This is a genomic window from Luteimonas sp. MC1782, assembly GCF_014164605.1.
Taxonomy (GTDB): Bacteria; Pseudomonadota; Gammaproteobacteria; order Xanthomonadales; family Xanthomonadaceae; genus Luteimonas.
This window is the reverse complement of record NZ_JACJFT010000001.1, coordinates 1,972,347-1,996,873: the sequence shown is the minus strand read 5'-3', so window position 1 is coordinate 1,996,873 and position 24,527 is coordinate 1,972,347. Positions and strand designations below refer to the sequence as shown.

General features: G+C 68.0%; 24 protein-coding genes and 1 pseudogene. 12 read left to right on the top strand and 13 right to left on the bottom strand.

Annotated elements, in window-relative coordinates; translation table 11 throughout:
* The first annotated feature begins 56 nt into the window (after nt 1-56).
* The 6 genes and pseudogenes from H5368_RS13610 to H5368_RS09290 all read left to right on the top strand — a co-directional run bounded on the left by H5368_RS13610 (nt 57) and on the right by H5368_RS09290 (nt 5,611).
* The gene (locus H5368_RS13610; protein ID WP_182823551.1) at nt 57-1,391 is read left to right on the top strand and encodes an ATP-binding protein; all 1,335 of its coding nucleotides are present in this window, start codon (nt 57-59) and stop codon (nt 1,389-1,391) included.
* Nucleotides 1,388-3,019 carry a hypothetical protein gene (locus tag H5368_RS09310; RefSeq protein ID WP_182823550.1) on the top strand — a complete coding sequence of 544 codons (1,632 nt, stop codon included), beginning with the start codon at nt 1,388-1,390 and terminating at the stop codon, nt 3,017-3,019. Before H5368_RS13610 ends, H5368_RS09310 begins: the two co-directional genes overlap by 4 nt.
* 385 nt (nt 3,020-3,404) lie before the next feature.
* Complete coding sequence (locus tag H5368_RS13605) at nt 3,405-4,058, top strand: SH3 domain-containing protein (protein WP_182823548.1); 654 nt, start codon at nt 3,405-3,407, stop codon at nt 4,056-4,058.
* 17 nt (nt 4,059-4,075) lie between these two features.
* Nucleotides 4,076-4,495 (top strand): hypothetical protein, encoded by a 420-nt coding sequence (locus H5368_RS09300; protein ID WP_182823545.1) that lies wholly within the window; start codon nt 4,076-4,078, stop codon nt 4,493-4,495.
* Between the two features lie 71 nt (nt 4,496-4,566).
* Nucleotides 4,567-5,056: pseudogene (locus H5368_RS09295) on the top strand (YdeI/OmpD-associated family protein).
* 336 nt (nt 5,057-5,392) lie between these two features.
* Complete coding sequence (locus H5368_RS09290) at nt 5,393-5,611, top strand: polyprenyl synthetase (protein ID WP_182823542.1); 219 nt, start codon at nt 5,393-5,395, stop codon at nt 5,609-5,611.
* Between the two features lie 24 nt (nt 5,612-5,635).
* On the opposite strand, the gene H5368_RS09285 is transcribed toward H5368_RS09290, so the two are convergent.
* On the bottom strand, nt 5,636-7,072 hold the full coding sequence (locus tag H5368_RS09285) for an NAD(P)/FAD-dependent oxidoreductase (RefSeq protein WP_182823540.1): 1,437 nt from the start codon (nt 7,070-7,072) through the stop codon (nt 5,636-5,638).
* 298 nt (nt 7,073-7,370) lie between these two features.
* Between H5368_RS09285 and H5368_RS09280 the strand changes: the two genes are divergently transcribed.
* Nucleotides 7,371-7,925 carry a YdeI/OmpD-associated family protein gene (locus tag H5368_RS09280; RefSeq protein WP_182823538.1) on the top strand — a complete coding sequence of 185 codons (555 nt, stop codon included), beginning with the start codon at nt 7,371-7,373 and terminating at the stop codon, nt 7,923-7,925.
* Between the two features lie 18 nt (nt 7,926-7,943).
* Here the strand turns inward: H5368_RS09280 and H5368_RS09275 are convergent, their stop codons facing one another.
* The 7 genes from H5368_RS09275 to H5368_RS09245 all read right to left on the bottom strand — a co-directional run bounded on the left by H5368_RS09275 (nt 7,944) and on the right by H5368_RS09245 (nt 16,606).
* Nucleotides 7,944-8,348 carry a hypothetical protein gene (locus tag H5368_RS09275; protein ID WP_182823536.1) on the bottom strand — a complete coding sequence of 135 codons (405 nt, stop codon included), beginning with the start codon at nt 8,346-8,348 and terminating at the stop codon, nt 7,944-7,946.
* A gap of 3 nt (nt 8,349-8,351) precedes the next feature.
* Nucleotides 8,352-8,546: a hypothetical protein gene (locus H5368_RS09270; RefSeq protein WP_182823534.1), complete on the bottom strand. Its 195-nt coding sequence runs from the start codon at nt 8,544-8,546 to the stop codon at nt 8,352-8,354.
* A 124-nt stretch (nt 8,547-8,670) separates the two neighbouring features.
* Nucleotides 8,671-10,824, bottom strand: a complete 2,154-nt coding sequence (gene dcp / locus H5368_RS09265; RefSeq protein WP_182823532.1) for a peptidyl-dipeptidase Dcp — start codon at nt 10,822-10,824, stop codon at nt 8,671-8,673.
* Nucleotides 10,825-10,883: 59 nt separating this feature from the next.
* Complete coding sequence (locus tag H5368_RS09260) at nt 10,884-11,672, bottom strand: type II toxin-antitoxin system RelE/ParE family toxin (protein ID WP_182823530.1); 789 nt, start codon at nt 11,670-11,672, stop codon at nt 10,884-10,886.
* Between the two features lie 146 nt (nt 11,673-11,818).
* Nucleotides 11,819-12,256, bottom strand: coding sequence for a DUF3597 domain-containing protein (locus H5368_RS09255; protein WP_182823528.1), 438 nt, complete (start codon nt 12,254-12,256; stop codon nt 11,819-11,821).
* 120 nt (nt 12,257-12,376) lie between these two features.
* The gene (locus H5368_RS09250; RefSeq protein ID WP_182823527.1) at nt 12,377-14,248 is read right to left on the bottom strand and encodes a DUF885 domain-containing protein; all 1,872 of its coding nucleotides are present in this window, start codon (nt 14,246-14,248) and stop codon (nt 12,377-12,379) included.
* A gap of 126 nt (nt 14,249-14,374) precedes the next feature.
* The gene (locus H5368_RS09245; protein ID WP_182823526.1) at nt 14,375-16,606 is read right to left on the bottom strand and encodes an NADP-dependent isocitrate dehydrogenase; all 2,232 of its coding nucleotides are present in this window, start codon (nt 16,604-16,606) and stop codon (nt 14,375-14,377) included.
* 199 nt (nt 16,607-16,805) lie between these two features.
* On the opposite strand from H5368_RS09245, the gene H5368_RS09240 reads away from it, so the two are divergent.
* From H5368_RS09240 to H5368_RS09230, 3 genes are all read left to right on the top strand, one after another.
* Entirely contained in the window at nt 16,806-17,231 is a 426-nt protein-coding gene (locus H5368_RS09240; RefSeq protein WP_182823525.1) for a hypothetical protein, read from the top strand.
* 33 nt (nt 17,232-17,264) lie between these two features.
* Entirely contained in the window at nt 17,265-17,852 is a 588-nt protein-coding gene (gene folE, locus H5368_RS09235; protein WP_182823524.1) for a GTP cyclohydrolase I FolE, read from the top strand.
* A 76-nt stretch (nt 17,853-17,928) separates the two neighbouring features.
* Entirely contained in the window at nt 17,929-19,017 is a 1,089-nt protein-coding gene (locus H5368_RS09230) for a DNA topoisomerase IB (protein ID WP_182823523.1), read from the top strand.
* Nucleotides 19,018-19,070: 53 nt separating this feature from the next.
* Here H5368_RS09230 and H5368_RS09225 read toward each other — a convergent pair whose 3' ends face one another.
* The 3 genes from H5368_RS09225 to H5368_RS09215 all read right to left on the bottom strand — a co-directional run bounded on the left by H5368_RS09225 (nt 19,071) and on the right by H5368_RS09215 (nt 20,319).
* Complete coding sequence (locus H5368_RS09225) at nt 19,071-19,385, bottom strand: hypothetical protein (RefSeq protein WP_182823522.1); 315 nt, start codon at nt 19,383-19,385, stop codon at nt 19,071-19,073.
* A gap of 68 nt (nt 19,386-19,453) precedes the next feature.
* Complete coding sequence (locus tag H5368_RS09220; RefSeq protein WP_182823520.1) at nt 19,454-19,879, bottom strand: barstar family protein; 426 nt, start codon at nt 19,877-19,879, stop codon at nt 19,454-19,456.
* Nucleotides 19,876-20,319 (bottom strand): ribonuclease domain-containing protein, encoded by a 444-nt coding sequence (locus tag H5368_RS09215; RefSeq protein ID WP_182823518.1) that lies wholly within the window; start codon nt 20,317-20,319, stop codon nt 19,876-19,878. Before H5368_RS09215 ends, H5368_RS09220 begins: the two co-directional genes overlap by 4 nt.
* A gap of 160 nt (nt 20,320-20,479) precedes the next feature.
* Here H5368_RS09215 and H5368_RS09210 point away from each other — a divergent pair, with 160 nt between their 5' ends.
* Nucleotides 20,480-21,748 (top strand): lytic murein transglycosylase, encoded by a 1,269-nt coding sequence (locus H5368_RS09210; protein WP_255486498.1) that lies wholly within the window; start codon nt 20,480-20,482, stop codon nt 21,746-21,748.
* Between the two features lie 60 nt (nt 21,749-21,808).
* Here the strand turns inward: H5368_RS09210 and H5368_RS09205 are convergent, their stop codons facing one another.
* Nucleotides 21,809-22,024, bottom strand: a complete 216-nt coding sequence (locus H5368_RS09205; protein WP_182823514.1) for a helix-turn-helix transcriptional regulator — start codon at nt 22,022-22,024, stop codon at nt 21,809-21,811.
* Between the two features lie 32 nt (nt 22,025-22,056).
* The gene (locus H5368_RS09200; RefSeq protein ID WP_182823512.1) at nt 22,057-22,674 is read right to left on the bottom strand and encodes a hypothetical protein; all 618 of its coding nucleotides are present in this window, start codon (nt 22,672-22,674) and stop codon (nt 22,057-22,059) included.
* Nucleotides 22,675-22,816: 142 nt separating this feature from the next.
* Between H5368_RS09200 and H5368_RS09195 the strand changes: the two genes are divergently transcribed.
* A complete protein-coding gene (locus tag H5368_RS09195) occupies nt 22,817-24,526 on the top strand; it encodes a M28 family metallopeptidase (protein WP_182823510.1) in 1,710 nt (569 codons plus the stop codon).
* Nucleotide 24,527: the final 1 nt, after the last annotated feature.

Below are 24,527 nucleotides of genomic sequence, written 5' to 3'. Positions count from 1 at the left end.
CTGTGGAAGGCCATAGTTGGTTATCTCCAGGATTTCGCACTCTCGACGGAAGTGTTGTGCGCCGCCGCCTTGCGGCCGGGGAAAGCTGGCAGATCTTCGATTGTGGTACAGATAATCGAATCTTAGCTTGCACGCTTGACGTTGCAGAGAAGTGGGCGGGCCTCGGCTTGATTAACCTGGAGATGTTCGCAGTTGCGCTCGCCGACGAAGGACAGATCCTTGTGATCGAAGGCGGACATGGATACCGAGTCGAGCAAATTGACCTGCCCAGTTCAATCGGCGATGCATCAGATGCCGAAGCGTTTGCCGCCGCCTTGATGGCGACGGTAGAGATTCACCCAGATCTCAACTCCGGAAGTGCCATCTACTTCGAGCGCGTTAGCCGCGTGCTTCCTACCCAGTCTGTAGGCGAACGCATCCCTCCTGAGCGCGTCCTCGGCGCATGGGTAACAGGCGGCGTTGATGTGTCCATATTTTCCACGCGCCGCATCGCCACCCTTGCACCTTGGTTAGACGGCGACGACATCGCTCGCCTGCAACATTCCGTGGGACGGGGTGAGTCACGCGCAGCGGAGCCCGCCACCTACTCGGAAAGCGAAGCGACGGCGGGTTCCGGCCTTCAGGTGCTGGAGCTTGCGGGTCGCCCTTCACTTGCGGAATTTTTTAACGAGCATGTGGTCGACATCCTCAGAAATGAGGATAGATACAAGATGATGGGAATCGGCTTCCCTGGAGCCATACTGCTTCATGGGCCTCCGGGAAGTGGCAAAACATTTGCAGTCGAGAAACTTGTAGGTCATCTCGGCTGGCCCTGCATGTCAATTGACTGTGGGAGCATTGGTAGCCCCTACATCCATGAGACCGGACGGAAGATCGCCACAACCTTCGAGGAAGCCGCAAAGGTTGCGCCCTCTCTGGTCGTCATTGACGAGATCGATGCCTTTCTTTCCGCCAGAGAAGATGGCGGCCATGCTCAGCACCGGGTGGAAGAAGTCTCTGAGTTTCTGCGCAGAATTCCTGAGGCCATGCAGCACCGGGTACTTGTTGTTGGCATGACGAACCGGTTGTCCGCTCTTGATCCAGCGGTCGTGCGCCGAGGGCGTTTCGACCACATCGTCGAAGTCGGGATGCCCTCAGCGCAGGAGGCCACGGACGCGCTGCGAAACCTGCTGGCTAACGTGCCGACAGATCCGAGTATCGACATCGATGCTGTGGGGTGCATTCTTGCCGGCCGCCCGCTCTCTGACGTCGGCTTCGTTGTTCGCGAGGCATGCCGGCTCGCTGCCAGAAATCATAAGGATTTCGTCGGCAAGGATGAACTGTCTGCAGCGCTATCCGTCACGTCTGATCGATCTGCCGCACCCCAGAAACGAAGAATTGGTTTTGTATGAGCGACTTGCTGACTAACGCATTCTACGTACTCGGCGCCAGCCCCAGAACGAGCAAGGGGCAACTTGCGGAGCTTGCGGAAGATGCCGCCCTCACCGGAGATCACTCGGAGGTGGCGGATGCGCGAAGCGCCCTATCCAACCCGAGAAGCCGGCTTAAGGCAGAGGTCTCCTGGCTATTGGGCGTCAGCCCAAGCCGCGCCAAAACGTTAATTAGCAAATTGCGAGCCGATCCCCGCGAGATCTATGGCGACTTGGGTGTGCCGCCCCTTGCAGCGGCCAATCTGATCGCATCTGCGTTGCATCAGATGCAGGAGTGCACAGACGCTGATGTTCATATTGCCTGTGAGGAACTCGCGGATCACTTCGCGTCGCTCGACGCATCTTCGATACGCCGCGACCTAAACGAAGACCGTCAAGTCGCCGGCTTCCCACAGATCGCCGATGATTCTCCCATCGAGGCTGAGATCGAAAGCCTGCGTCGGCACTACATCGTGCAGATGCTTGCTGCGCTGGACAGGCTTCCAACCCATGAGTTGATCAGCACAGTAACCGAGCTAACAGAGACCGCAACAGACAATGGAGAGTCACAGGCGCCGGCACTGATAGGCGACCTTGTTGAGGCATACGAGGCCCGAGCCGGCACGTTTTTGGAGGACGAATCGGCGAGCATCCTTGAGTTAATCGCTGAAACCAAAGAAGCAGCCGACTCGGGCGCCGATCCTACTGCGATCGACAAGCTAACAGGCCGAATACTCGAGCGAATTAAGCATTGGGACTCCATTGCGCAGCCAATTCAGTTGATCAAGCAGAGCAAAGGGCTTCCGCACGATGGGAGCATCAATTTAGCGACAACAATGCGGAGTTTGGCGGTTCATCTTTTCAACAAGCATGACTACCTGAACATCGCCAAGAAGATCAGTGCAACTCTCCGGGAGGCGTTTGCCGAGGTCCCGGACATTGTTGATCAAGTCGACGAAGACATTGATGCTCTAGAGGAGATATTTGAACAGCGGCAGCAGAGCCAGCGGAAGGAAGCGGAAGAAAAAGGAGCCTTGGCGGAAGAGATTACCTACGAGACGGCTATCGGCTTTATCTTCAAGGATCATTTCAAGATTTCACCCGCTGGCGTCGAGTGGAAGGGCATTGTGGCTCCGCTTGAGTCTGTATCCAGCGTCTCTTGGGGCGGAGTCAAAAGCCAGTACTCAACTACGTACTCCGTATTCCTCCATTCAGATCGCGGCCTGCTCAACGTCGAACTCACGGACCAAAGCAAGTTCGGGGAAATTATTGACCGTGTGTGGCGCGCTATCGGCGTTCGTCTCTTGGTGGAACACATGAATGAACTCCGCCGAGGTGGGCGGCTTCGATTTGGAGATATTGTGATGTCAGACGCAGGCATCACACTGCCGGTGCCGAAGCTCTTTCGCGCCAACGAATCCGAATTTGTTTCCTGGAGTCAGGCAAGGCGCTCCAAGCAGAATGGTTCGGTTAGTTTGACAAGTGAGTCGGGCAAGGCGCGGGGCAGTTTTGATCTTCGGACGACACCAAATGCTCCAGTGATCTCCACAGCTATCGACATCTTTTGGAAGAAGGGCGGCGACCGCCTGAGTTCAATTCTTGGCAAATGACATGACCGAAAAAACTACCGGGACGGGCTTCGACGGCCTCAAAGCCCACAAATCAGATCATTCGCTTGACCTAGAGCGAGCAAGGGCGGCCAAGAAGACAGCGTCCGACGGACGCACGACCGCCAAGACAAGCGTTCCCGGGCACCCCCAGCCGCCGTCGTCGCCAAGTCCTTCGGCTGCGAACCCATCTCGGCAGCCCGCACAGGCTCCGCCACCAGCGAGCTCTTCCAGTGGCGGGTGGTGGGCCCTTGGTGGTTTGGGTGCGATAGTCGTGTTTGGCATTGCGCTCAGGGACTCCCCATCAAGCAGCTCGTCTTCTGCCCTTGCCCAAGTATCAGCTGAAGCACTGGCGGCGGCAGACGCTGTAGCCGCTGCGGAGAGCACTGTGCAGCCGATCGAGGCGCACGTGGTCGCTGAACAAGCAAATGTCCGATCAGAGCCAAGCACAAGGGGCGCAGTTGTCACCGCACTGCCTCGAATGCAGTCGGTTTATGTGATCGGGAAGGAGGGCACCTGGAGTCAGGTTGTAACAGGCAGCGGGGCCAACTCCGTTCAAGGTTACATTTCATCAAGGCTACTTTTCGAAGGCAGTGCGCAGGGCGCACGTGCTGTCGTGTGCGATGTGGCAAACAGTTCAACGCCCTATAACGGAGAAGTTCTCACCCGTTCTGGTTATGGCAACAACAGCCTGGCAGTGAACGCCGGAGGAAGCGACGTCTTGATCAAGTTGAGACAAGGCGGCAGCACCGCACTTGCTTTCTATGTACGCAATGGCCAGCGTGGCGTTGTCGAGGATGTTCCAGATGGGACTTACCAAGTGATGTTTGCAACTGGCGATGGCTTCAGCCGAAAGTGCCTAGAATTCGTCAACTCCATGAGTGTTTCTGCAGATCCAACACCTGCAACCTTTGAAACACGAATCACATCTGACGGGTATAACCAATACACGCAGAGTTCAGCCGCTGAATACACCCTCACGCGGCAAACAGGTGGAAATTTTACTCCGAGTACTTTGGAACAAAGCGCTTTTCGCGAATAGAACGAAAGGGAACTCGTATGAGCATTTTCGACTTCTTTAAAGGGAGGTCAGACTCGCGTGGAGAGAAGCCCAAGCAAAGGAGCCCGGAGGTGGAGGCTATGCTCTCGATCATGAAGATGATGGGTAATATGAACGAGAGTGGGATCACGTCTGATCAATTTCCTGATGGCGTCGGCGAGTTTGGCTACTCCGTGGACAATCCGGTGCCTTGCGACACAATCATTGGAAGCAACGCGTATCTATCCCAGTTGCGCTGGAACGGCCATCCTGTGACAAACAATCGGATCGGGTCGTTTGGCTCCGAGATAATCGAGCACCCGATTGATGGCTATCAAATCACTTCCTCGGACGGGAAAGAACTTGCGACAATCTTTGTCTCTCCGTACCAGAAGAAGAACTCTTCGCTAGCGCCGCGTGGTTTTGCTCTCTGGAAATAGTGGGAGAGGAACTACGTTGGTTTCGAGCTGCACAAGTTAGGCGTGAGCCTTCCGTAGTTCGCTTGGATGCAATGCCTTGCCAACCCGCGCAGCTCAAGAACGGCACTTGGGCCTTTCTTGTCCTGCCCGAGGCGGCAAACGCAAAGCTGCCCACCTGCAGCCAGGTGGCAGTAGAGGGCGCGCTCGCTGCAACGCCATTCCGGGCCACCTTTGAGCCGGACGGCCAAGGCAGCCATCCTCGAAGCCGCCGGCGTGGGCTGGCGGCACGGACACGCTGGAGTTTGCTCCGGTGGCGAAGCAGCCGGAGCCGAAGGTGCCGCCCGATCTGCGTGAGGCGTTGACCGCGCACCCCATGGCAAAGGCGACCCTGAGATGACATCACCCGGTTGCGCGCCGCGACTGGATCAAGTGGATGAATCGGGCAAGAAGGCCGAGACGCGGGTGAAGCGCATCGCCACGGCCTGCGACATGCTTGCTTCCGGCAAGCGACGCGCCTGCTGCTTCGACCGCTCCGGCATGTACAGCCGCGGCAATCTCGGGCCGCCGACTGCGGCGGACTGACCCCCGCCGTCTTTGCCCGGCGAGCGGGCGTATTTGGTCGGAGCGCCGGCCTAGCAGGGCGGAGCGCGAGCCTATTAGGGCGAAGCGCCGGCTTACTTGGGCGGAGCACGGGCCTATTCGGGCGGAGCGCGGGCCTATTCGGGCGGAACCCCGGCTTATTCGAGCGGAGCGCGGGCCTATTCGGGCGGAGCGCCGGCCTATTCGAGCGGAGCGCGGGCCTATTAGGGCGGAGCGCCGGCATATTCGAGCGGATCACGGGCCTATTCGGGCGGACAGCCCGGCGTCGGCACTCCCCCATGCCGCACAATGCCCCGCCCCGCACCACCAGGATCTCCCATGGAAGTCGAATCCCTCCTCCGCACCGCCCTCCGCGAAGCCGGTTACGGCCCCGATGCCATCGGCTCGGCGCTGCCGCGGATCATGCGCATCCTCCAGGCGGAGGACGTGCGCCTCGAAGCCGGCCGAATCCTGTCCCGCAAGGAGCGCGATTTCGTGCGCGTGCAGCTCGAGATGGGCGTGGACGTGTCGGAGATCGTGGCCGGCCTCAAGCGCTGAAGCCGGCCACTGCAGCTGCCGCGTTCAGGCGCGGCGGCGGATCAGCTCGGCGAAGCCGACAGCTCCAGCCACCGCAGCAACCGGCACCTGCTTCACCTCAGGCTGGTCTTCCAACTCACGCGAGTCATCAAGAAACGCCTGCAGCGAGTCATCCATCGCCTCCATCCAGCGCGTGTGGTGCCGCGGCGCCAGCGTGCCGGTGATCGTGGAGCGATAGCTCTTGTCGCGGTAGTCGAGGATGCCGGCCTGCTTGTCGCGCTGCCACTCCTTGAGCATCTCGGCCACCTTCTCGATCGCGAACTCGGGGTAGTCGGTGCGGTCGACCAGGTCGCGCACGTAGGCGGCCTGGAAATCGATGTCGTCGTTGGCGCCGGCGCAGGCGTTCTCGCGCGCAAACCAGGCCTCGCTGTCGGCGCGCATGGCGTCGGCGTCGGGCAGCGCGGTGCGGCCCAGGATCACGTCGCGCGCCACCCACGCCTGGGCGTCGAACATGTTGAACGTGTAGTACTGGTCCTGCATGCCCAGGTAGACCAGCTTCGGGTTGTCGATCCAGAACACGCCCTGGTACAGCTCCCGCGGGTACAGGCGGTTGGCGGTGCGCAGGGTCAGCTCGTCAGGCAGGAACGGGAAGTGGTGCTGGTAGCCGGTGCACAGGATGATCGCGTCCACGTCCTGGCTGCTGCCGTCGACGAAGTGCGCGGTGTTGCCCTCCACGCGGAGCAGCAGTGGGCGCTCGCTGAAGGCCTCCGGCCAGTCGTGGCCCATCGGTGCGCTGCGGTAGCTGAAGGTCACCGACTTGGCGCCGTACTTGTAGCACTGGGTGCCGATGTCCTCGGCCGAATAGCTGCTGCCGATCAGCAGCAGGTCCTTGCCGGCGAACTCGCAGGCGTCGCGGAAGTCGTGGGCGTGCAGCACGCGGCCGGGGAACTGCGACAGGCCTTCGAACGCGGGCGCGTTGGGCGTGGAGAAATGCCCGGTGGCCACCACCACCCAGTCGAACTCCTCGCTCACCATGCGGTCGTCCTTGAGCTCGCGCACGGTGACGGTGAACTTGCCCGTCTCCTCGCTGTACTCGACCGAGTGCACGGCGGTGTTGAAGCGGATCTGGTGGCGCAGGTTGCTGCGTTCGATGCGGCCCATGATGTAGTCGCGCAGCACGGGCCGCGGCGGATACGAGGCGATCGGCCGGCCGAAGTGTTCCTCGAAGCTGTAGTCGGCGAACTCCAGGCACTCCTTGGGCCCGTTCGACCACAGGTAGCGGTACATGCTGGCGTGCACCGGCTCGCCGTGCTGGTCCAGGCCGGTGCGCCAGGTGTAGTTCCACATGCCGCCAAGGTCGGACTGCTTCTCGAAGCAGACGACCTTGGGGACTTCGGCACCCGCGCGGCGGGCGGCGTCGAAGGCGCGGAGCTGGGCCAGGCCACTGGGGCCGGCGCCGAGGACGGCGATGCGTTGGGTCATGCGGGTGTCATCTCCTCTGGTGGGTCGCGCCGGCAGGCAGGCGCACAGGCGCCCGGCGGCAGCGGGCTGCGCGCGATGGACCGCGAGGAACAACACGTCGGAACTCCGACCGGAGCCTGGCTCCGTTCCTGCCGATACCGGGCATGGGTTCGCGCGGCGGGCCACGCCAATGGCGGCCCGGATGGGCCGAAACGTCGTTGAAAACGAAGCGATTGGCGGCGAAATGCGCGAAACAGCGGCGATTCTAGCACAGCGCCGAGGTGCCACTCTGCGGCTCGCCCGATGCTAAGGTTTCCGTATGGCCAGCAACGCGCCCGCCGCCGTCCGCTTCGAGGCAAGCCTTCGCCGGCCGTTGCAGCCGAAGAACGCCGCCTGGGCCTTCCTCGTGCTGCCCCAAGCCGCGAGCGCCAGGCTGCCGACCCGCAGCCAGGTTACGGTGGAGGGCACCTTCGCCACGGCGCCGTTCCAGGCCACCCTGGAGCCCGATGGCCAAGGCAGCCACTGGCTGAAAATCGACAAGGCCCTGTTCGACGCCGCCGGAGTGAAGGCTGGCGAAACGGCTGCATTGGAGATCGCACCGGTCGCCAGGGAGCCCGAGCCGAAGGTGCCGCCCGACCTCCGCGCCGCGCTGTCCGCCCAGCCCGCCGCCAAGGCCACCTGGGATGACATCACCCCGATCGCCCGCCGCGACTGGATCCAGTGGGTCACCTCGGGCAAGAAGGCCGAGACGCGCGTAAAGCGCATCGCCACCGCCTGCGACAAGCTGGCGTCAGGCCAGCGCCGCGCCTGCTGCTTCGACCGCTCCGGCATGTACAGCCGCGGCAGCCTCGGTCCGCCTGAAGCGGCGGACTGACTCCGCGCTACGGCCGCGTCAGCGCCCCCGGCGCACGCGCGCCTGCCTGCGGCGTTCGGCCACGCCGGCCCAGAACACCCAGCCGCGCAGCGTGGCGGCGCACAGCGCCAGCAGCGTCAAGGCGATGTCGAGCGAGAGATAGATGTTCGCGACCCGGTCGAGCAGCGGCCAGCCGGTGCCCATGAACCACAGGGTGCCGTCGCCAAACAGCCGGTGCACGGCCTGCGCATTCGACAGGGCCTGCCAGTCGCCATGGCGCAGGATGCCCACGAAGCCCCAGGCCAGGCAGGCCACGACGCCCAGCGCCAGTGCGCCGCCCAGCCACGGCAACACCGCGCCGATCCGGCGCGTGCGCGGCCACAGCAACAGCGCACCGAGCCCCCAGGACAGCGCCACCAGCACGAGGAAGAACAGCAGCGCCATCGCTCAGCGCACGCCCTGCTCGATGCCCGGCGTGAACCAGAACGGGATCCGGTATTCGCGGCGGCGCAGCGGAGGCAGCGCGCCGATGGGCACGTAGCCGACCAGTCCGCGCATGCCCAGGTCGCGGCGCTCGAAGGCGATGCGGCTGCCCGGCGGCGGGCTGTCCTGGCCGGGCTGCGGTACGGTCTCGTCGCTCATCGCGTCCCCCTGCGTCGCGGCAGTTTATCCGCGGCGCGACGGGCGTGCGGCCCGCCTCGCCTGAAAGAACGAAGGCCCGCGATCGCGGGCCTTCGTTACTCGGTGCGACGGTGGAAACCGCGGCTTACTTCAGCCCGCGATGCTCCAGCAACGGCTCCACGCTCGGCTCCTTGCCACGGAACTCGCGATACGCCGTGCCCAGGTCGCGCGACTGCCCGATCGAGAGGATCTTGTCGCGGAACACCTGGCCGTTCTCGCGCGTCAGCCCGCCGTTCTCGCGGAACCACTGGAACGCGTCATGGTCGAGCACTTCCGCGCCGAAGTACGCGTAGTAGCCGGCCGCATAGCCGCCGCCCCAGATGTGGCTGAAGTAGTTGGTGCGGTAGCGCGGCGGCACCGCGGCCATGTCCACCTTGTACTTCGCCAGCGCCTCGCGTTCGAACGCGTCCACGTCCTTCTTCGCGTCACCGGACGGCAGCGTGTGCCACGCCATGTCGAGCAGCGCGGCCGACAGGTATTCGGTGGTCGCGTAGCCCTGGTTGAAGGTGCGCGCCTTGACGATCTTGTCCACCAGCGCCTGCGGCATCGCTTCGCCGGTCTGGTGGTGCTTGGCGTAGTTGGCGAACACCTTCGGGTCGAGCGCCCAGTGCTCGTTGAACTGCGACGGGAACTCCACGAAATCGCGCGGCGTGTTGGTGCCGGCCACGCTCGGGTAGGTGGTCTTGGAGAAGATGCCGTGCAGGGCGTGGCCGTATTCGTGGAACAGCGTGGTCACGTCGTCCCAGCTCAGCAGCGCGGGCTGGCCGGCAGCGGGCTTGGTGTAGTTCTCGACGTTGTAGATCACCGGGATGTCGCCGGTCAGGCCGTTCTGCTCGACGAAGTTGCCCATCCAGGCGCCGCCCTGCTTGCTCTCGCGCTTGAACGGGTCGAGGTAGAACAGCGCCAGCTGCGTGCCGTCGGCGTCGAAGATGTCGAATACGCGCACGTCGGGGTGGTAGACGGGCAGGTCGGTGCGCTCCTTGGCGGTGATGCCGTACAGCTGTTCGGCGGCGAAGAACACGCCGTCCTTCAGCACGCGGTCCAGTTCGAAGTAGGGCTTGATCTGCGCTTCGTCGAGGTCGAACTCGGCCTTGCGCACCTGCTCGGCGTAGAAGTCCCAGTCGGCGGCGCCGGCGGTGAAGCCGCCGCCCTGCGCGTCGACCACGGCCTGGATCTTGGCCAGTTCCGCCTTGGCGCGCGCGGTGGCCGCGGGCACGGTGTCGGTCAGGAGCTTGAGCGCGACCTCGGGCGTGACGGCCATCTGGTCGGCGATGCCGTAGGCGGCGTAGCTGGGATAGCCCAGCAGTTCGGCCTTGCGCGCGCGCAGTTCGGCCAGGCGCTGGATGGTGGCGCGGGTGTCGTTGCCGTCGCCCTTCTCGGCGCGGCCCAGCGACGCGGCCATCACCTGCTCGCGCAGGGCGCGGTCCTTCAGCGACGCCAGCACCGGCTGCTGGCTGGTGTTCTGCAGCGGCAGCAGCCACTGGCCGTCCTTGCCGGCGGCCTTGGCGGCATCGGCGGCGGCGGCAATGGCCGCTGCGTCCAGGCCATCGAGCTTGGCCACGTCGTCAACAAACACGCCGCCGGCATTGCCCGCGGCCAGCAGCTTGTTGGAGAACGCGGTGGTCAGCGACGACTCCTCGCTGTTGAGCTTGCGCAGTTCGGCCTGCCTGGCGGCATCCAGCTCGGCGCCGGCGCGGACGAACTTCTCGTACGTGCGCTCGAGCACGGTGAGCTGCTCGGGCGTGAGGCCGAGGTCGGCGCGCTGGGCATGCAGCGACTTCACGCGCGCGAAAAGCGCGGGGTCCAGGTGGATGGCGTCGCCGTGCTCGGCCAGCTTCGGCGCCAGCGCGACTTCGGAAGCCTGCAGCGTGGGATTGGTGTTGGCCGAGGTCATGGCGGAGAAGATGCCGGCGGCGCGGGTCAGCAGCGCACCGCTGCGCTCCAGCGCTTCGATGGTGTTGGCGAAGCTGGGGGCTTCGGCGTTGTCGGCGATCTTGCGCACCTCGGCGAGGTGCTGGCGCATGCCTTCCTCGATCGCCGGCTGGTAGTGGCTGTCCTCGATGCGGTCGAACACCGGTGCCTGGAACGGCAGCGTGCTGGCGGCGAGGAGCGGGTTTTCACCCTGCGTGGGCGCGGTGGCAACGGGGGCGGTATCGGGCATCGGGGACTCGGTGGCGGCGCGGTCGCAGCCCGACAGGGCCAGGGCGATCGCGGAAGACAGCAGCAGGGTGCGCAGCATGGATGGAGCTCCGGTTGGTCAGGAACAAGGGGCGGTGCGGATGGGGCGCGTGGCGGCGTTCACCGGTAGGGCCCCGGCCCGCTCCACACTTCGTCGCCGCGATGGTAAACCCGGTGCATGAGGATCACCTGGCGCGCGTCGCCGATGGCGGCCAGTTCCGGCGCATCCGGCGCGACCATGCGGCAGGGGCCGGACCCGCGCCGCACCACGATCTCCAGCGGGCACACCATCAGGCGTCGCGTACCGGGCAGCGGCAGGAACAGTTCGGTCATGCCCTGCTCGCGCCATTCGCGCAGCCGGGCTTCGCCCAGCGGCTCGTACTGCACCTGGTAGCCGTCCACGTCGAAACTGCTGGTGGGGCCGCTGGCGGCGTTGCCGCGGCGGCGGTGCACCGTCGGGCTGCGCGGGGGGCCGGCACTGGCCGGGGTCATGTCCTCGGCGCGCATGCCGGGCGGCAGTCCGTACGCGCGCGTCGGGCGTTGTGCGGGCGGCTCCGCCGGCGCCGGGGGCGCCTCCGCGGGGGCGGACGCCAGGGGCGTGGACGGTGCGGGCGGTGGCGGATCTTCGCCCTGCGGGACCGGCGGCGGAGTGACGCGCGCAGGCGTTGGCGATGGCGTGGGCGACGCGTTGGCGCTCGGGGGGCGCGCGGGTGGCAACGGCGCAGGCGACGGCAGCGGGGCGTCGATCCAGGTCACCTGCAGGGCGCCACCGCCATCCGGGCTGCCCTCTGCCGGCGGCACCGCCAACGGCGGCGCTTGCATGGCCAAGAGGAGCACCACGAGGTGCAGCAGCGCGGTCCCCAGCGCGGCGCTCCAGCGTGGCAGGCGTTCCTTGGAGGGCGGCGACATGGCGCCCGCCCCACGCGACGCGTCGCTCATGCCGCCGGAACTGCGTCGAAAAGGCGGAACGGCATGAGGCGTCTACGGCGTGCAACCCGGGGGCGGCATGCTAACGCGCCGGCCCCCGCGGCAGGCGCGCCGCGACGCGTCGCGGTTCAGTCGCGCAGGTCGGCCGGCACCTTGCCGCCGTTCTCGGCAAGCTTGCGCATCACCGCCTTGTGCAGGGCAATGTTCTGCTCGGCGCTGCCGTGCGCGCCGGCGTCGACGCCGAGTTCGGCGGCAAGTTCCTTGCGGGCCGCGAGGCTGGAGTCGAGGTCGAGCAGCTTCAGCAGGTCGACGATGGAACGGCGCCAGTCGCTTTCGCCGCCATTGGCGTCGGCCATGTCGCGCAGCACGGCCTCGACGTCGACGGGCGCCGGGGCGGAGGCGGTTGGCGTGACCGCGGATGCGGTGCGCAGCGCGGGCGGCGCCACCTGCGGGTCGTTGCGGCTGCCCTCGAAGATGACGGGTGCCGGCTTGCCGGTGGATGCGGACGCGGGTGCGTCGGCTTTGCGGTTGAAGATGCGGTCGGCGATCTTGGAGAACAGGCCCATGCAGCACACTCCGGAATGACGGGAGCCGTGAGTCTGGGCGCGCGGCAGGGAAGACCGCATGAAAAAAGCCCCGGCGTGGGCCGGGGCCGTGTCGATTGCGGCGTCCCTTCGCTGTGTGCCTCAGCCCGCGGCCTGCTGCTCCGCGATCCACGCGTCCACGCGCTGCTCCAGCATGTCCAGCGGCATCGCGCCGCCACCGAGCACGGTGTCGTGGAAGCCGCGGATGTCGAAGCGGTCGTCCAGCTCCGCTTCCGCCTTCGCGCGCAGCGCCTGGATGCGGATCATGCCGACCTTGTAGGCGGTCGCCTGGCCCGGCATCACCAGGTAGCGCTGGATCTCGGAGCGGATGGCAGTGAGCGGCGCCGAGCTGTTCTCGCGGAAGTAATCCACGGCCTGCTGCTCGGTCCAGCCCTTGGCGTGCAGGCCGGTGTCCACCACCAGGCGGATGGCGCGCCAGATCTCGGAGCCGAGGCGGCCGAACTCGGAGTACGGGTCCTGGTAGGTGCCGGGGATCTCCTTGGCCAGCCATTCCGAGTACAGGCCCCAGCCTTCGGTGTAGGCGGTGGAGAACAGCTGGCGGCGGAAGGTGGGCACGCCTTCGAGCTCCTGGGCGATGGAGATCTGCATGTGATGGCCGGGCAGGCCTTCGTGGTACGCGATCACTTCCAGCTCGGTCTTGGGCATGGCCGCCATGTCCGACAGGTGCGCGTAGTAGATGCCGTCGCGCGAGCCGTCCGGGGTGCCGGGGAAGTAGTGCTGGGCGGCGCCGGGCTGCTCGCGGAACGCCTCCACGCGCTTCACCTCCAGGCCGGCCTTGGGCAGCAGGCCGAAGTACTCGGGCAGCTGCTTCTCGATGTTGTCGATCAGGCGCGTGGCCTCGTCGATGTAGGCCTGTCGGCCGCCATCGGTCTCCGGATAGCGGAACTGCTGGTCGGTATCGAGGAAGGTGAAGAACTGCTGCAGGTCGCCCTGGTAGCCGACGCGCTGCTTGACCGCTTCCATCTCGCCGCGCAGCCGCGCCACTTCGGCAAGGCCGAGCTGGTGGACCTCGTCGGCGCTCATGGACGTGGTGGTGCTTTCGCGCAGCAGGTAGGCGTAGTACGCGGCGCCGTCGGGGTGCGTGGTGCCCACGCCGGCGGGATTGACCAGCGCCGCGGGCAGCGCGGCTTCGGCCCAGGCGATCACGCGGGCGTAGGCCGGCTGCACCTGCTCGAGCAACGCGCTGCGTGCTTCGGCCTTCAGCGCTTCGGCGCGTGCGGCGCTCACTGTGCCGGCCTTGGCGAGCGCATCGGCCTTGGCCTGCGCGTCGGCCCACAGCGCGCTGTCGGCGCCGCGGTCGAACGGTGCGCCTGCCACCACCTTGCGCGACTGCTCGAGCACGCCCTCGTAGGCGAACTTCGGCGCGACGATGCCCTTGGCGGCGGAGGCGCGACCCTGGGCGAGCAACTGGTCGAACAGGGTCGGCACGGCGCGCAGGCGCGCGATGTACGCCAGGTAGTCCTGCTCGCTGTCGACCTTGTGGAAGTTGATCAGGAAGGTCGGCAGGCTGCTGTGCATGCCGTTCATCTGGTCGAAGGCGTAGCCGTTGGCGAGGAACGGCATGCCGTCGCGCATGCTTTCGTACTGGCGCTTCCAGAGATCCCAGGACAGGCGGGTCTCGACGTCGAGCAGGTCGCGGTCGAAGCCCGACTCCATCGCCGCCACCGACGTTTCCAGCCACGCCAGGCGCTTGCGCACGGCGGCTTCGGACACGTCGTCGAGCCGGTCGTTGTGCTCCTTGCGCCCAAGGAAGGTCAGCTGCATCGGGCTGGACTGCAGCAGTTCCTCGTACTGCGCGTCGAACCAGGCGTTGAGGCGCGCGGATTCGGCCGTGACCTGCTGCGAGGTGATGGTGGCCGGGGCGGCGGGCGCGGTGCCCCGCTGCGGTGCGCAGGCAGCGAGCGCGAGGGCGAGGCCGAGGGCCAGGGCGGTGCAGGGGACAGGCGATCGCACGGGGCACGCTCCGCATTCAGGGAGCGGCCATTGTGCGTGCGATCGCGCTGCACCGCCCGTGTGATCGGTCACGGGCGACAGGGCGGAACTGCAGCGCGCGGCATGGTGCCGCGCGCCGGTGGCGGCTCAGCCGGCCAAGGCGTCCAGCGCGCGGTTGAAGGTCGCGCTGGGGCGCATGGCGGCGGTCGCCTTGGCCTCGTCCGGGCGGTAGTAGCCGCCGATGTCCACGGCCTGGCCCTGCACCGCGGCCAGTTCGGCGACGATCGCCGCTTCGTCGCGTGCCAGCGCTTGGGCCAGCGGCGCGAAGGTCGCCTTCAGCCTGGCGTCGTCGTCCTGCGCGGCCAGCGCCTGCGCCCAGTACAGCGTCAGGTAGAAGTGGCTGCCGCGGTTGTCGATGCCGCCGAGCTTGCGCGACGGCGACTTGTCGTTGGCGAGGAATTCACCGGTCGCCTTGTCCAGCGCGCGCGCCAGCACGTCCGCCGCGGGGTTGTCGCTGTGCTGCGCCAGGTGCTCGAGCGATGCCGCCAGCGCCAGGAACTCGCCCAGCGAATCCCAGCGCAGGTAGTCCTCGGCCACGAACTGCTGCACGTGCTTGGGCGCGGAGCCGCCGGCGCCGGTCTCGAACAGGCCGCCGCCGGCCATGAGCGGCACCACCGAGAGCATCTTGGCGCTGGTGCCCAGCTCCATGATCGGGAACAGGTCGGTGAGGTAGTCGCGCAGCACGTTGCCGGTGACCGAGATCGTGTCCTGGCCGGCGCGGATGCGCTCCAGCGACAGCTTCATGGCCGCCACCGGCGCGAGGATGCGGATGTCGAGGCCTGCGAGGTCGTGCTCGCCGAGGTACTGCTCCACCTTGGCCTTGAGCTGCACGTCGTGGGCGCGCGCGGGATCCAGCCAGAACACCGCCGGGGTCGACGACAGGCGCGCGCGGCTCACCGCAAGCTTCACCCAGTCGCGCACCGCGGCGTCGCGGGTCTGGCACATGCGCCAGATGTCGCCAGCCTGCACCGCGTGCTCGAACACCACGCCGCCGTCCTGGTCGACCACGCGCACCGTGCCATCGGCGGCGATGCGGAAGGTCTTGTCGTGCGAGCCGTATTCCTCGGCCTTCTGCGCCATCAGGCCGACGTTGGGCACGCTGCCCATGGTGGCCGGGTCGAACGCGCCGTGCGCCTTGCAGTCGTCGAGCACCGCCTGGTAGATGCCGGCGTAGCAGCGGTCCGGGATCAGCGCCTTGGTGTCCTGCAGCTTGCCGGCGGCGTTCCACATGCGGCCCGAGTCGCGGATCATCGCCGGCATCGAGGCGTCGACGATCACGTCGCTCGGCACGTGCAGGTTGGTGATGCCCTTGTCGGAATCGACCATTGCCAGCCCCGGGCGCCGCGCGGCTTCGGCCTCGAGGTCGGCGCGGATGGCGGCCTGGGTGTCGGCCGGCAGCGTGGCGATGGCGGAGTACAGGTCGCCGAGGCCGTTGTCGGCGTTGAAGCCGGCCTGCTCCAGCGCATCGGCGTGGCGGGCCAACGTGTCGCGGAAGAAGCGCTTGACCACCTGCCCGAACATGATCGGGTCGGAGATCTTCATCATCGTGGCCTTGAGGTGCAGCGAGAACAGCACGTCCTCGGCCTTGGCGTCCTCGATTTCGGCATCCACGAAGCGCGACAGGGCGGCCATCGACATCGCAGAGGCGTCCACCACTTCGCCGGCCAGCACCGCCACCTTGTCGCGCAGCACGGTGGTGCGGCCGTCGGCCTGGACCAGTTCGATGCGCAGCGTGCCGGCGCGGGCCACGGTGGCCGACTGCTCGCTGCCGTAAAAATCACCGCCGTCCATGTGCGCGATGTGCGACTTGGAGTCCGCCGACCACGCGCTCATGCGGTGCGGATGCTTGCGTGCGTAGCCCTTCACCGACGCCGGCGCGCGGCGGTCGGAGTTGCCCTCGCGCAGCACCGGGTTGACCGCCGAGCCCTTGACGCGGTCGTAGCGGGCGCGGATGTCGCGCTCCTCGTCGGTGGCCGGGTGCTCGGGGTAGTCGGGCACGGCAAAGCCCTGCTCCTGCAGCTCGCGGATCGCGGCGCGCAGCTGCGGCTCGGAGGCGCTGATGTTGGGCAGCTTGATGATGTTGGCGTCGGGCGTGGTGGCCAGCGCGCCGAGTTCGGCGAGATCGTCGGCGATCGCCTGGCCGGCGCCGAGGCGCTCCGGGAACTGCGCCAGGATGCGGCCGGACAGCGAGATGTCGCGCGTGGCCACGTCGATGCCGGCGGTGGCGGCGAACGCCTGCACGATCGGCAGCAGCGAGCGGGTGGCGAGCGCAGGCGCTTCGTCGGTCAGGGTGTAGATGATCTGTGGGGTCTTGGACATGTCGTCTCGCATCCGGGAAATGGGGGCGCGCGGTGGAACGGCGCGGCAAGGGGGCCATTGTCGCGCCTGCGGGCCCTGCGGCAAAACGCGCCCGCGGGATGGACATATGCCGGCGGCGCGCTTCACGCCTGCAAGACCGGCCCGCGCCTATAAGTTCCGGCATCGGCCGCGCCCCACGCGCGGGTCCTGGAGGTCAGGCATGAGCACGCTGAAGAAGGACCATGTCCTCGGCGCCGGCACCAGCGCGGTGGCGGGCGGGACGGTGGGGGCGGTGGTGGGCGGCCTGGTGGGAGGCCCTGCGGGCGCCGCCCTGGGCGCGATCGCCGGCACCGCCGCGGCCGCGGTGGCCGGGCAGAAAGCCGCCGAGGCGCTGGATCCGCGCGGCGACATCGGGCATTTCGAACAGATCTACCGGACCATGCCGTACTACATCAGCGGCATGGCGTGGTCGGACTACGCGCCGGCGTACCGCCTCGCGCTCGACAGCCACGGCAGCGACCGCGACCTGATCGGCCTGGAAGCGGGGTGGACGCACGATCCGCAGGGCTCGCGGCTGTTGTGGAGCGAGGTGCTGCCGGTGATCGAGCACACCTGGCGGGAGCTGGAAAACAGCAGCTTGCGTTAGGATGCCGGTCCCGCCGTCGCAACGAGCGCCCACGTGGCCGAGTCCAGCAAGCCCACCCGAGAACAGGCCGAAGACGCCGTGCGCACGCTGTTGCGCTGGTCCGGCGACAACCCGGGGCGCGAGGGCCTGCTGGACACCCCGCGCCGCGTGGTGGACGCCTATGGCGACTGGTTCAGCGGCTACGCCGATGATCCGCGCGAGTACCTGGAGCGCACCTTCGAAGAGGTCGCCGGCTACGACGAGATGATCGTGCTGCGCGACATCGAGTTCGAAAGCCACTGCGAGCACCACATGGCGCCGATCATCGGCCGCGCGCACGTGGGCTACCTGCCCGACGGCAAGGTGGTCGGCATCAGCAAGCTGGCGCGGGTGGTGGACACCTTCGCGCGCCGGTTCCAGGTGCAGGAAAAGATGACCGCGCAGATCGCCGCGGTGATCCAGGACGTGTTGCAGCCGCGCGGCGTGGGCGTGGTGGTGGAAGCCACGCACGAGTGCATGACCACGCGCGGCATCCACAAGCGCGGCGTGAGCATGGTGACCTCGAGCATGCTCGGCGGCTTCCGCGACGACGCGCGCACCCGCGCGGAATTCCTGCGTTTCGTGGGCGACACGCGCCGCTGAGACGCACTGTCCGCGCGGGCGCGCTGCACTCGACCCCTTGATGGGCTGCTCACGACGGCGCGGATAGCGTTGCCGCATGCCCCTAGCGCGCGATGCCGCCCTGACACCCGACGCCGGAGCCGCGAAGGCCGCCGGCCTGCTGCATGTCAGCGACGCCGAGCCCGGCATCGCGCGTCGCCGTGCCGGCCGGGGCTTCAGCTACCGCGACGCGGATGGCCGCACCGTGCGCGATGCCGACACCCTGGCGCGGATCCGCGCGCTGGCGATTCCCCCGGCCTACGCCGACGTCTGGATCTGCGCCTCGCCGCGCGGCCACCTGCAGGCCACCGGCCGCGACGCGCGCGGCCGCAAGCAATACCGCTACCACCTGCGCTGGAACGAGGTGCGCGGCGACGGCAAGTTCGAGCGCGTGATCGCCTTCGGCGAGGCATTGCCGCGGTTGCGGCACCGGCTGCGCACCGACTTGCGCCTGCCCGGGTATCCGCGCGACAAGGTGCTGGCGATCGTGGTGGCGCTGATGGCCGACACCCTGGTGCGCGTGGGCAACGATGCCTACGCGCGCAGCAACCGTTCGTATGGCCTGACCACGCTGCGCAACCGCCATGTCGCCTTCCTCGCCGGTGGCCGTGCGCGGCTGCGCTTCCGCGGCAAGGGCGGCCAGGACCACGACATCGAACTCGACGACAGCCGCCTGGCGAAGCTGGTGCGCGGCGTGCAGCAGCTGCCGGGGCAGCAGTTGTTCCAGTACCGCGATGACGACGGCGTGCCGCAGCCGGTGACGTCCGACCTGGTCAACGGGTACCTGCGCGCCGCGATGGGCGACGACTTCACCGCCAAGGATTTCCGCACCTGGGGCGGCACCCTGCACGCCACGCGGCTGTTCGCCGCGACGCCGCTGCCGGAAGGGCGCGGCGGCAAGCCGGCGGCGGAGCGTGCGCTGGCCGGCACCGAAGCCGCGGTGCTGGCCGAAGTGGCCGGGCTGCTCGGCAACACCGTCGCCGTGTGCCGCAAGGCCTACGTGGATCCGACGGTGCTTGCCGCATGGCGCGACGGCCGGCTGGCGAAGGCCGCGCGCGATGCGCGTGGCGCACGCCAGTGGGAGCAGGCCACGCTGCGCCTGTTGCGGTCGGCGCGCGGACGCCGGGCAAAAAAATCCCGCCCTTGACGGGGCGGGAACGCGACTTCGATCCCTTGGAGAGAGAGGGGCGCCTCGGCGCCTCAGGAAGTCGGGGGAGCGGGCGGCACGTCGCGCATCGGGTCTTCCGGTGATGGCGGTGCGGGCTGGGTGCGGTCGTCCTGCGGCAGCGTGGGATCCACCACCGGCGGGAGGGTGGGATCGACGGGCGGCGGCAGCATCGGGTCGGTTGGCGCCGGATCGATCATCGGCGCGGATTCCGGTGCCGGCTCGGTGACCGGCGCCTGCGGTTGTGCCGGCTCGGCGACCGGGTTGTAGTCGGTGGCTGGATCGTTGCAGGCGGACAGCGAAAGTGACAGCGCAAGCGTTGCCGCGGCGGTCAGGACTGGACGATGCATGGGCGGCTTCCGTGGCGGGACTGGCGACAGTATTCCGGACCGTTCGTCTGCACTGCGTCGTTTTATTGCTAAGACGGTGTGGAGACGGCCGGCAACAGTGCCCAGAACGCGACACCCGCGGCGGCATGTTGCCGGGCCGCCTCGTCGAGGATGTCGAGCAGCGTGGCGAAGTCGTCGGGCGCGTTTTCGCGCAGGTCGCCGCTGTGGTCGAGCAGCAGCAACAGGCCATGGCGGGCATCGAGCCATGACAGGTCGCCCAGGCAGTCGGCCAATGCGTCCCAGTTGCCGCCGAACCACTCGGGGAACAGCAGGCCATCGGCCATCGCCTCCAGCAGCGAGGGTTTGTCTTCGGCGTTCTCGAGGTCGATCGTGACCACGGCGAACTCGAGGGTGGTGGCGGCCTCGACCAGCGCCGCGCGGTCGCGCGCGTCCACGAAGTAGCTGCCGGCCTGGCCCACATCGGCCAGCAGTGCGCCCAGTTCAACGTCGGTCATGGCCTGTCCCCGGTGCGCTGGAACGCGCGGAAGCTGCCGTAGTGGTCGGCGGTGTAGTACCACTCGCGTGGCGGATCGCCACCGGTGACGATGCGGCGCGCACCGCGGTCGCGTGCACCCGGGGTGGCCACGGTGTATTCGCGGTAATGGCCGCGCGGCTGCTGCGGCAGCAGGCGCTCGCGGTTCTGGAACACGCCGCCGTCCTGACGGTGCGGGAACGGCCCGCCGCGGTCGATCAGGGCCAGCGTGTCGAAGGCTTCGGCAGGCAGGAAGGCATGCGTGGGTGCGCGCGCGGGTGCGTGTGCGGGTGCGTCGCCGCCGGACGTGGCGCCGCCGGCGCCATCGCGGCCCACCACCTGCCACAGCCCCACCAGGCACAGCGCCGCGACCAGCCATGCCCAGCTCGCCTGCCGTGGCCGCGCTTTGCGGTTGACGGCCATGGAGTGACTCCTCGCCCGGGAACCCGATGATGACCCAAACGCGACGAAGGTCGTGAATATGGCGTGCGCGGCGTACAGGAGGCGATGCCTACAATCCGACGAGGCCTGACCGGAGCACCCGATGCGCATCATTCCCATACTGGTACCGCTGCTGCTGGCCTTGCAGCCGGCGTGCGCGCAGGTTGTTCCGCCGGCGGCATCTGCACCGGCCCCGGTACCCGCGCCCGTAGCGACCCCTGCATCGGTCCCGGCACAGTCCGCGGCTAGCGCCGCCGATCTCGCGCATTTCCGCAGCTGCATGGCCGGCGTGCGCGCGACGGCCGCAGGCAAGGGGGTCGCGGCTGCGGACTTCGACCGCCTCACGGCGGGCCTGGCGCCTGACATGAGCGTGCTGCCGCTGCTCGACCAGCAGCCGGAGTTCACCACCCCGATCTGGGACTACCTGGCGGCGCTGGTCGACACGCAGCGCGTGGCCGATGGCCAGGCGATGCTGGCCGAACACGCCGCCACGCTGGCGCGCGTACAGGCGACGTACGGCGTGGACCCGGCCACCGTGGTCGCGGTGTGGGGCGTGGAAAGCGATTACGGCAAGAGCTTCGGCAAGCGCCCGCCGTTGGTGTCGCTGGGCACGCTGTCGTGCTTCGGGCGCAGGCAGGCGTTTTTCCAGGGCGAGTTCATCGCCACGCTGCAGCTGCTGGCCGCGGGTGACCTGCGCGACACCGGCATCACCGGCTCGTGGGCCGGTGCGTTCGGGCATACGCAGTTCATGCCCAGCACCTACCAGCGCATCGCGGTGGATTTCGACGGCGACGGCCGCCGTGACCTGGTCGGCAGCATTCCCGATGCGCTGGGCTCCACTGCCAACTACCTCAAGCGCGCCGGCTGGCGCAGTGGCCAGCCCTGGGGCTACGAGGTCGCGCTGCCGCAAGGCTTCAACGCCGCGCTCGCGGGTCGGACAAACCGCAAGCCGCTGTCGGAATGGCAGGCGCTCGGCGTCAGGCGCGTGGATGGCCGCGCCATCGACGGCGTGCCCGCGGACGCGCGCGCCGCCGTGCTGCTGCCGGCCGGCACCGGCGGGCCGGCATTCGTGGTGTTCAAGAACTTCGACGCGATCTATTCCTACAACGCGGCCGAGAGCTACGCGCTGGCGATCGCGCATCTCGCCGACCGCCTGCGTGGCGGCGGTGTGTTCGCCACGGCGTGGCCCACCGACGATCCCGGCATCGGCCGCGCCGAGCGCCGCGAGTTGCAGCAGCAGCTGTTGGCGCGCGGGCATGCGATCGGCGAGGCCGACGGCATGGTCGGCACGCTGACGCGGCGCGCGATCGCTGCCGAGCAGGCGCGGCTTGGCTTCACGCCGGTCGACGGACGCCCGGGTCTGCGCATCCTGGTGGCGCTGCGCGCCGAGAAGACGCCGGCGGTGCCGTGAGCCGGTGAGGCCGGCACACGGCCGCGGCAAGTGCCGTGGCCGCCGCGGGTGGCCGCGTGCTCACGATTGCTTCCAGCGGAACACGTCCTCGACGCCCACGCCGAACGCGCGCGCGATGCGGAACGCGAGTTCCAGCGAGGGTGCGTAGCGGCCTGCCTCCAGCGCGATGATCGTCTGCCGCGTGACCTGGCAGGCATCGGCGAGCTGCTGCTGCGTCATCTCAGCGTGCGCCAGGCGCAGGCGGCGGATGTCGTTTTCAAGCGGAGTGCCGGCCATGCGTCAGCGCCGGGCCCGCGGCGCGGACGGGATCACCACCGGTCGCGCCAGTACATCACCGCGATCGCCGCGCACTCCACCAGCCAGCCGAGCATCAGCACCAGCACCAGCAGGTTGCCGATCACGAAGTGGGTGGCCCACGCCAGCCTGTCGGCCGGCGAGATGCCCAGCAGCACGGCGACCACGATCACGCCGCCGATGAGCACATGGCGCCCCCAGGCCGCGCCGCGGGTCTCGATGGCGCGGTCGCGCTCGTCTTCCTGCACGCGGTCCTTCCAGCGCGACGCCATCAACCGCGTCAGCACGCTCCACGCCACCAGCAGCAGCACCAGGTTGGTAGCCACGCGCCGCGACTGCGCCAGGTCGCCGACGCGGAACACCTCGGCATGCGACACGAAGTAGAGCGTGGCCGCGAGCATGAAGCCGAATCCGATCCACGCCTTCCACTCACCCGGCGACACGGCGTGATCGAACTCACTGCGCGGCAGCGCGGACACCGCGTACAGCGCCAGCCACGTGCAGCCGACCAGCAGGGCCATGCCGATACCGCCGATGTCATGGCCGAACACCCGCCCGCTGCCGAGCAGCAGCCAGAAGCCGGCACCCGCCACCGCCAGCAGCCCGATCCATCCCCAACGCCCGATGATCACAACGCGCTCTCCCTTGGCTTGATGTAAAACATTCTTTACATCAACAAGACGCCATGTCAAATCTTTTTTACATCTGGACCGGGCGGGCCACGCCGTCGCGGGGGAGCACAATGCAGACCTTCTGCAAAAATGGATGACGCCCATGGCGCGTGTACCTGGTCTCCTGGCGGTCGCACTTGCGCTTGCCGCGTGCGCCGGCCCCGCGCCGCGCGACGCGGCCGCCAACGCCAGCGCGGACGCGCGCGCTGCAGGCGCGCCTGTCGCCGCGATCAGCAGCGACAATCTCGCCGCGCACCTGCGCGCGCTGGCCTCCGACGAGTTCGAGGGTCGCGCGCCGAACAGCCCGGGCGAGGACAAGACCGTCGCCTGGATCAGCGCCGGGTTCGAGAAGGCCGGACTTGTACCGGCCGGCGACAACGGCGGCTGGACGCAGGCGGTGACGCTGGAGCGCAGCGCGATCGACGGCCCGGTCAGCGCCTCGCTGCGCGCCGGCGGAAGCACGCGCGCGCTGGCCAACGGCGACGACATCGCGGTGGAAACCCTGCACCCCGCCGGCAGCGTGGCCATGCGCGATGTGCCGCTGGTGTTCGCCGGCTACGGCATCACCGCGCCCGAACTCCGCTGGGACGACTACGCCGGCATGGATGTGCGCGGCAAGATCGTGGTGGTGCTGGTCAACGACCCCGACTTCGAGACCGCACCCGGCAAGTTCGGCGGCCGCGCGATGACCTGGTACGGCCGCTGGGCCTACAAGTACATCGAGGCCGCCAAGCGCGGCGCCGCGGGCGTGCTGATCGTGCACGAGACCGCGCCGGCCGCGTATCCGTGGACCACGGTGCGCAACGGCCGCGCCGCGCCGCAGTTCGACATCGTGCGCGGCGATGCGGCCACGTATCACCTGCCGGTGCGCGGCTGGATCCAGCACGAGGTCGCGGCGCGCCTGTTCAAGGACGCGGGACTCGATTTCGACGACGCCAAGCGCCGCGCGCAGCAGCCCGGCTTCCGCGCGCATCCGCTCGGCGACGCGCAGCTGTCGGTGGCGTTCAAGGTCAAGCGCGCGCGCATCACCAGCCGCAACGTGCTCGGCCTGCTGCCGGGTGCCACGCGGCCCGACGAGACGGTCATCGTCTCCGGGCATTGGGACAGCTTCGGCATCGGCGAGCCGGATGACAGCGGCGACGCGATCATCAACGGCGCCGTCGACAACGCCACCGCGATCGCCTCGATGATGGAGATCGCGCGCGTCATGAAGGCCGGGCCGCCACCGGCGCGCAGCGTGCTGTTCGTCGCGCTCACCGCCGAGGAGAGCGGGCTGCTCGGCGCCACCTGGTACGCGGCCAACCCGGCGCGCCCGCTGGCGACCACCGCCGCCGCGATCAACATGGAGATGTGGAGCCCGGACGGGCCGACGCGCGACATCTCGAGTTGGGGACTGGGCAAGGTGTCACTGGAGCGCGACCTGGAGGCGGCCGCGACCACGCAAGGCCGGACGTACTCGGCGGATCCGAATCTCGAGGCCGGCTTCTTCTACCGCGCCGACCATTTCGCATTCGCGCAGGCCGGCGTGCCGGCGATCACCGTGGGCCCGGGCATGGACCAGCTCGACGGCGGCGTGGACGGCGGCAAGGCGGCGCGCGCGGACTACTTCGCCAAGCGCTACCACCAGCCCGGCGACGACTTCGACGCCAGCTGGGACATGCGCGGGCCAACCGCGGATACCGAAGTCGTGCTGCGGCTGGTGCGCGCGGTGGCGGATTCAAGCGCGTGGCCCGCGTGGTATGACGGCAGCGAGTTCCGCGAGGCGCGCGCGAAGAGCGCAGCGCAACGTGCGGACGCAGCTCCGCGCAGGTGAG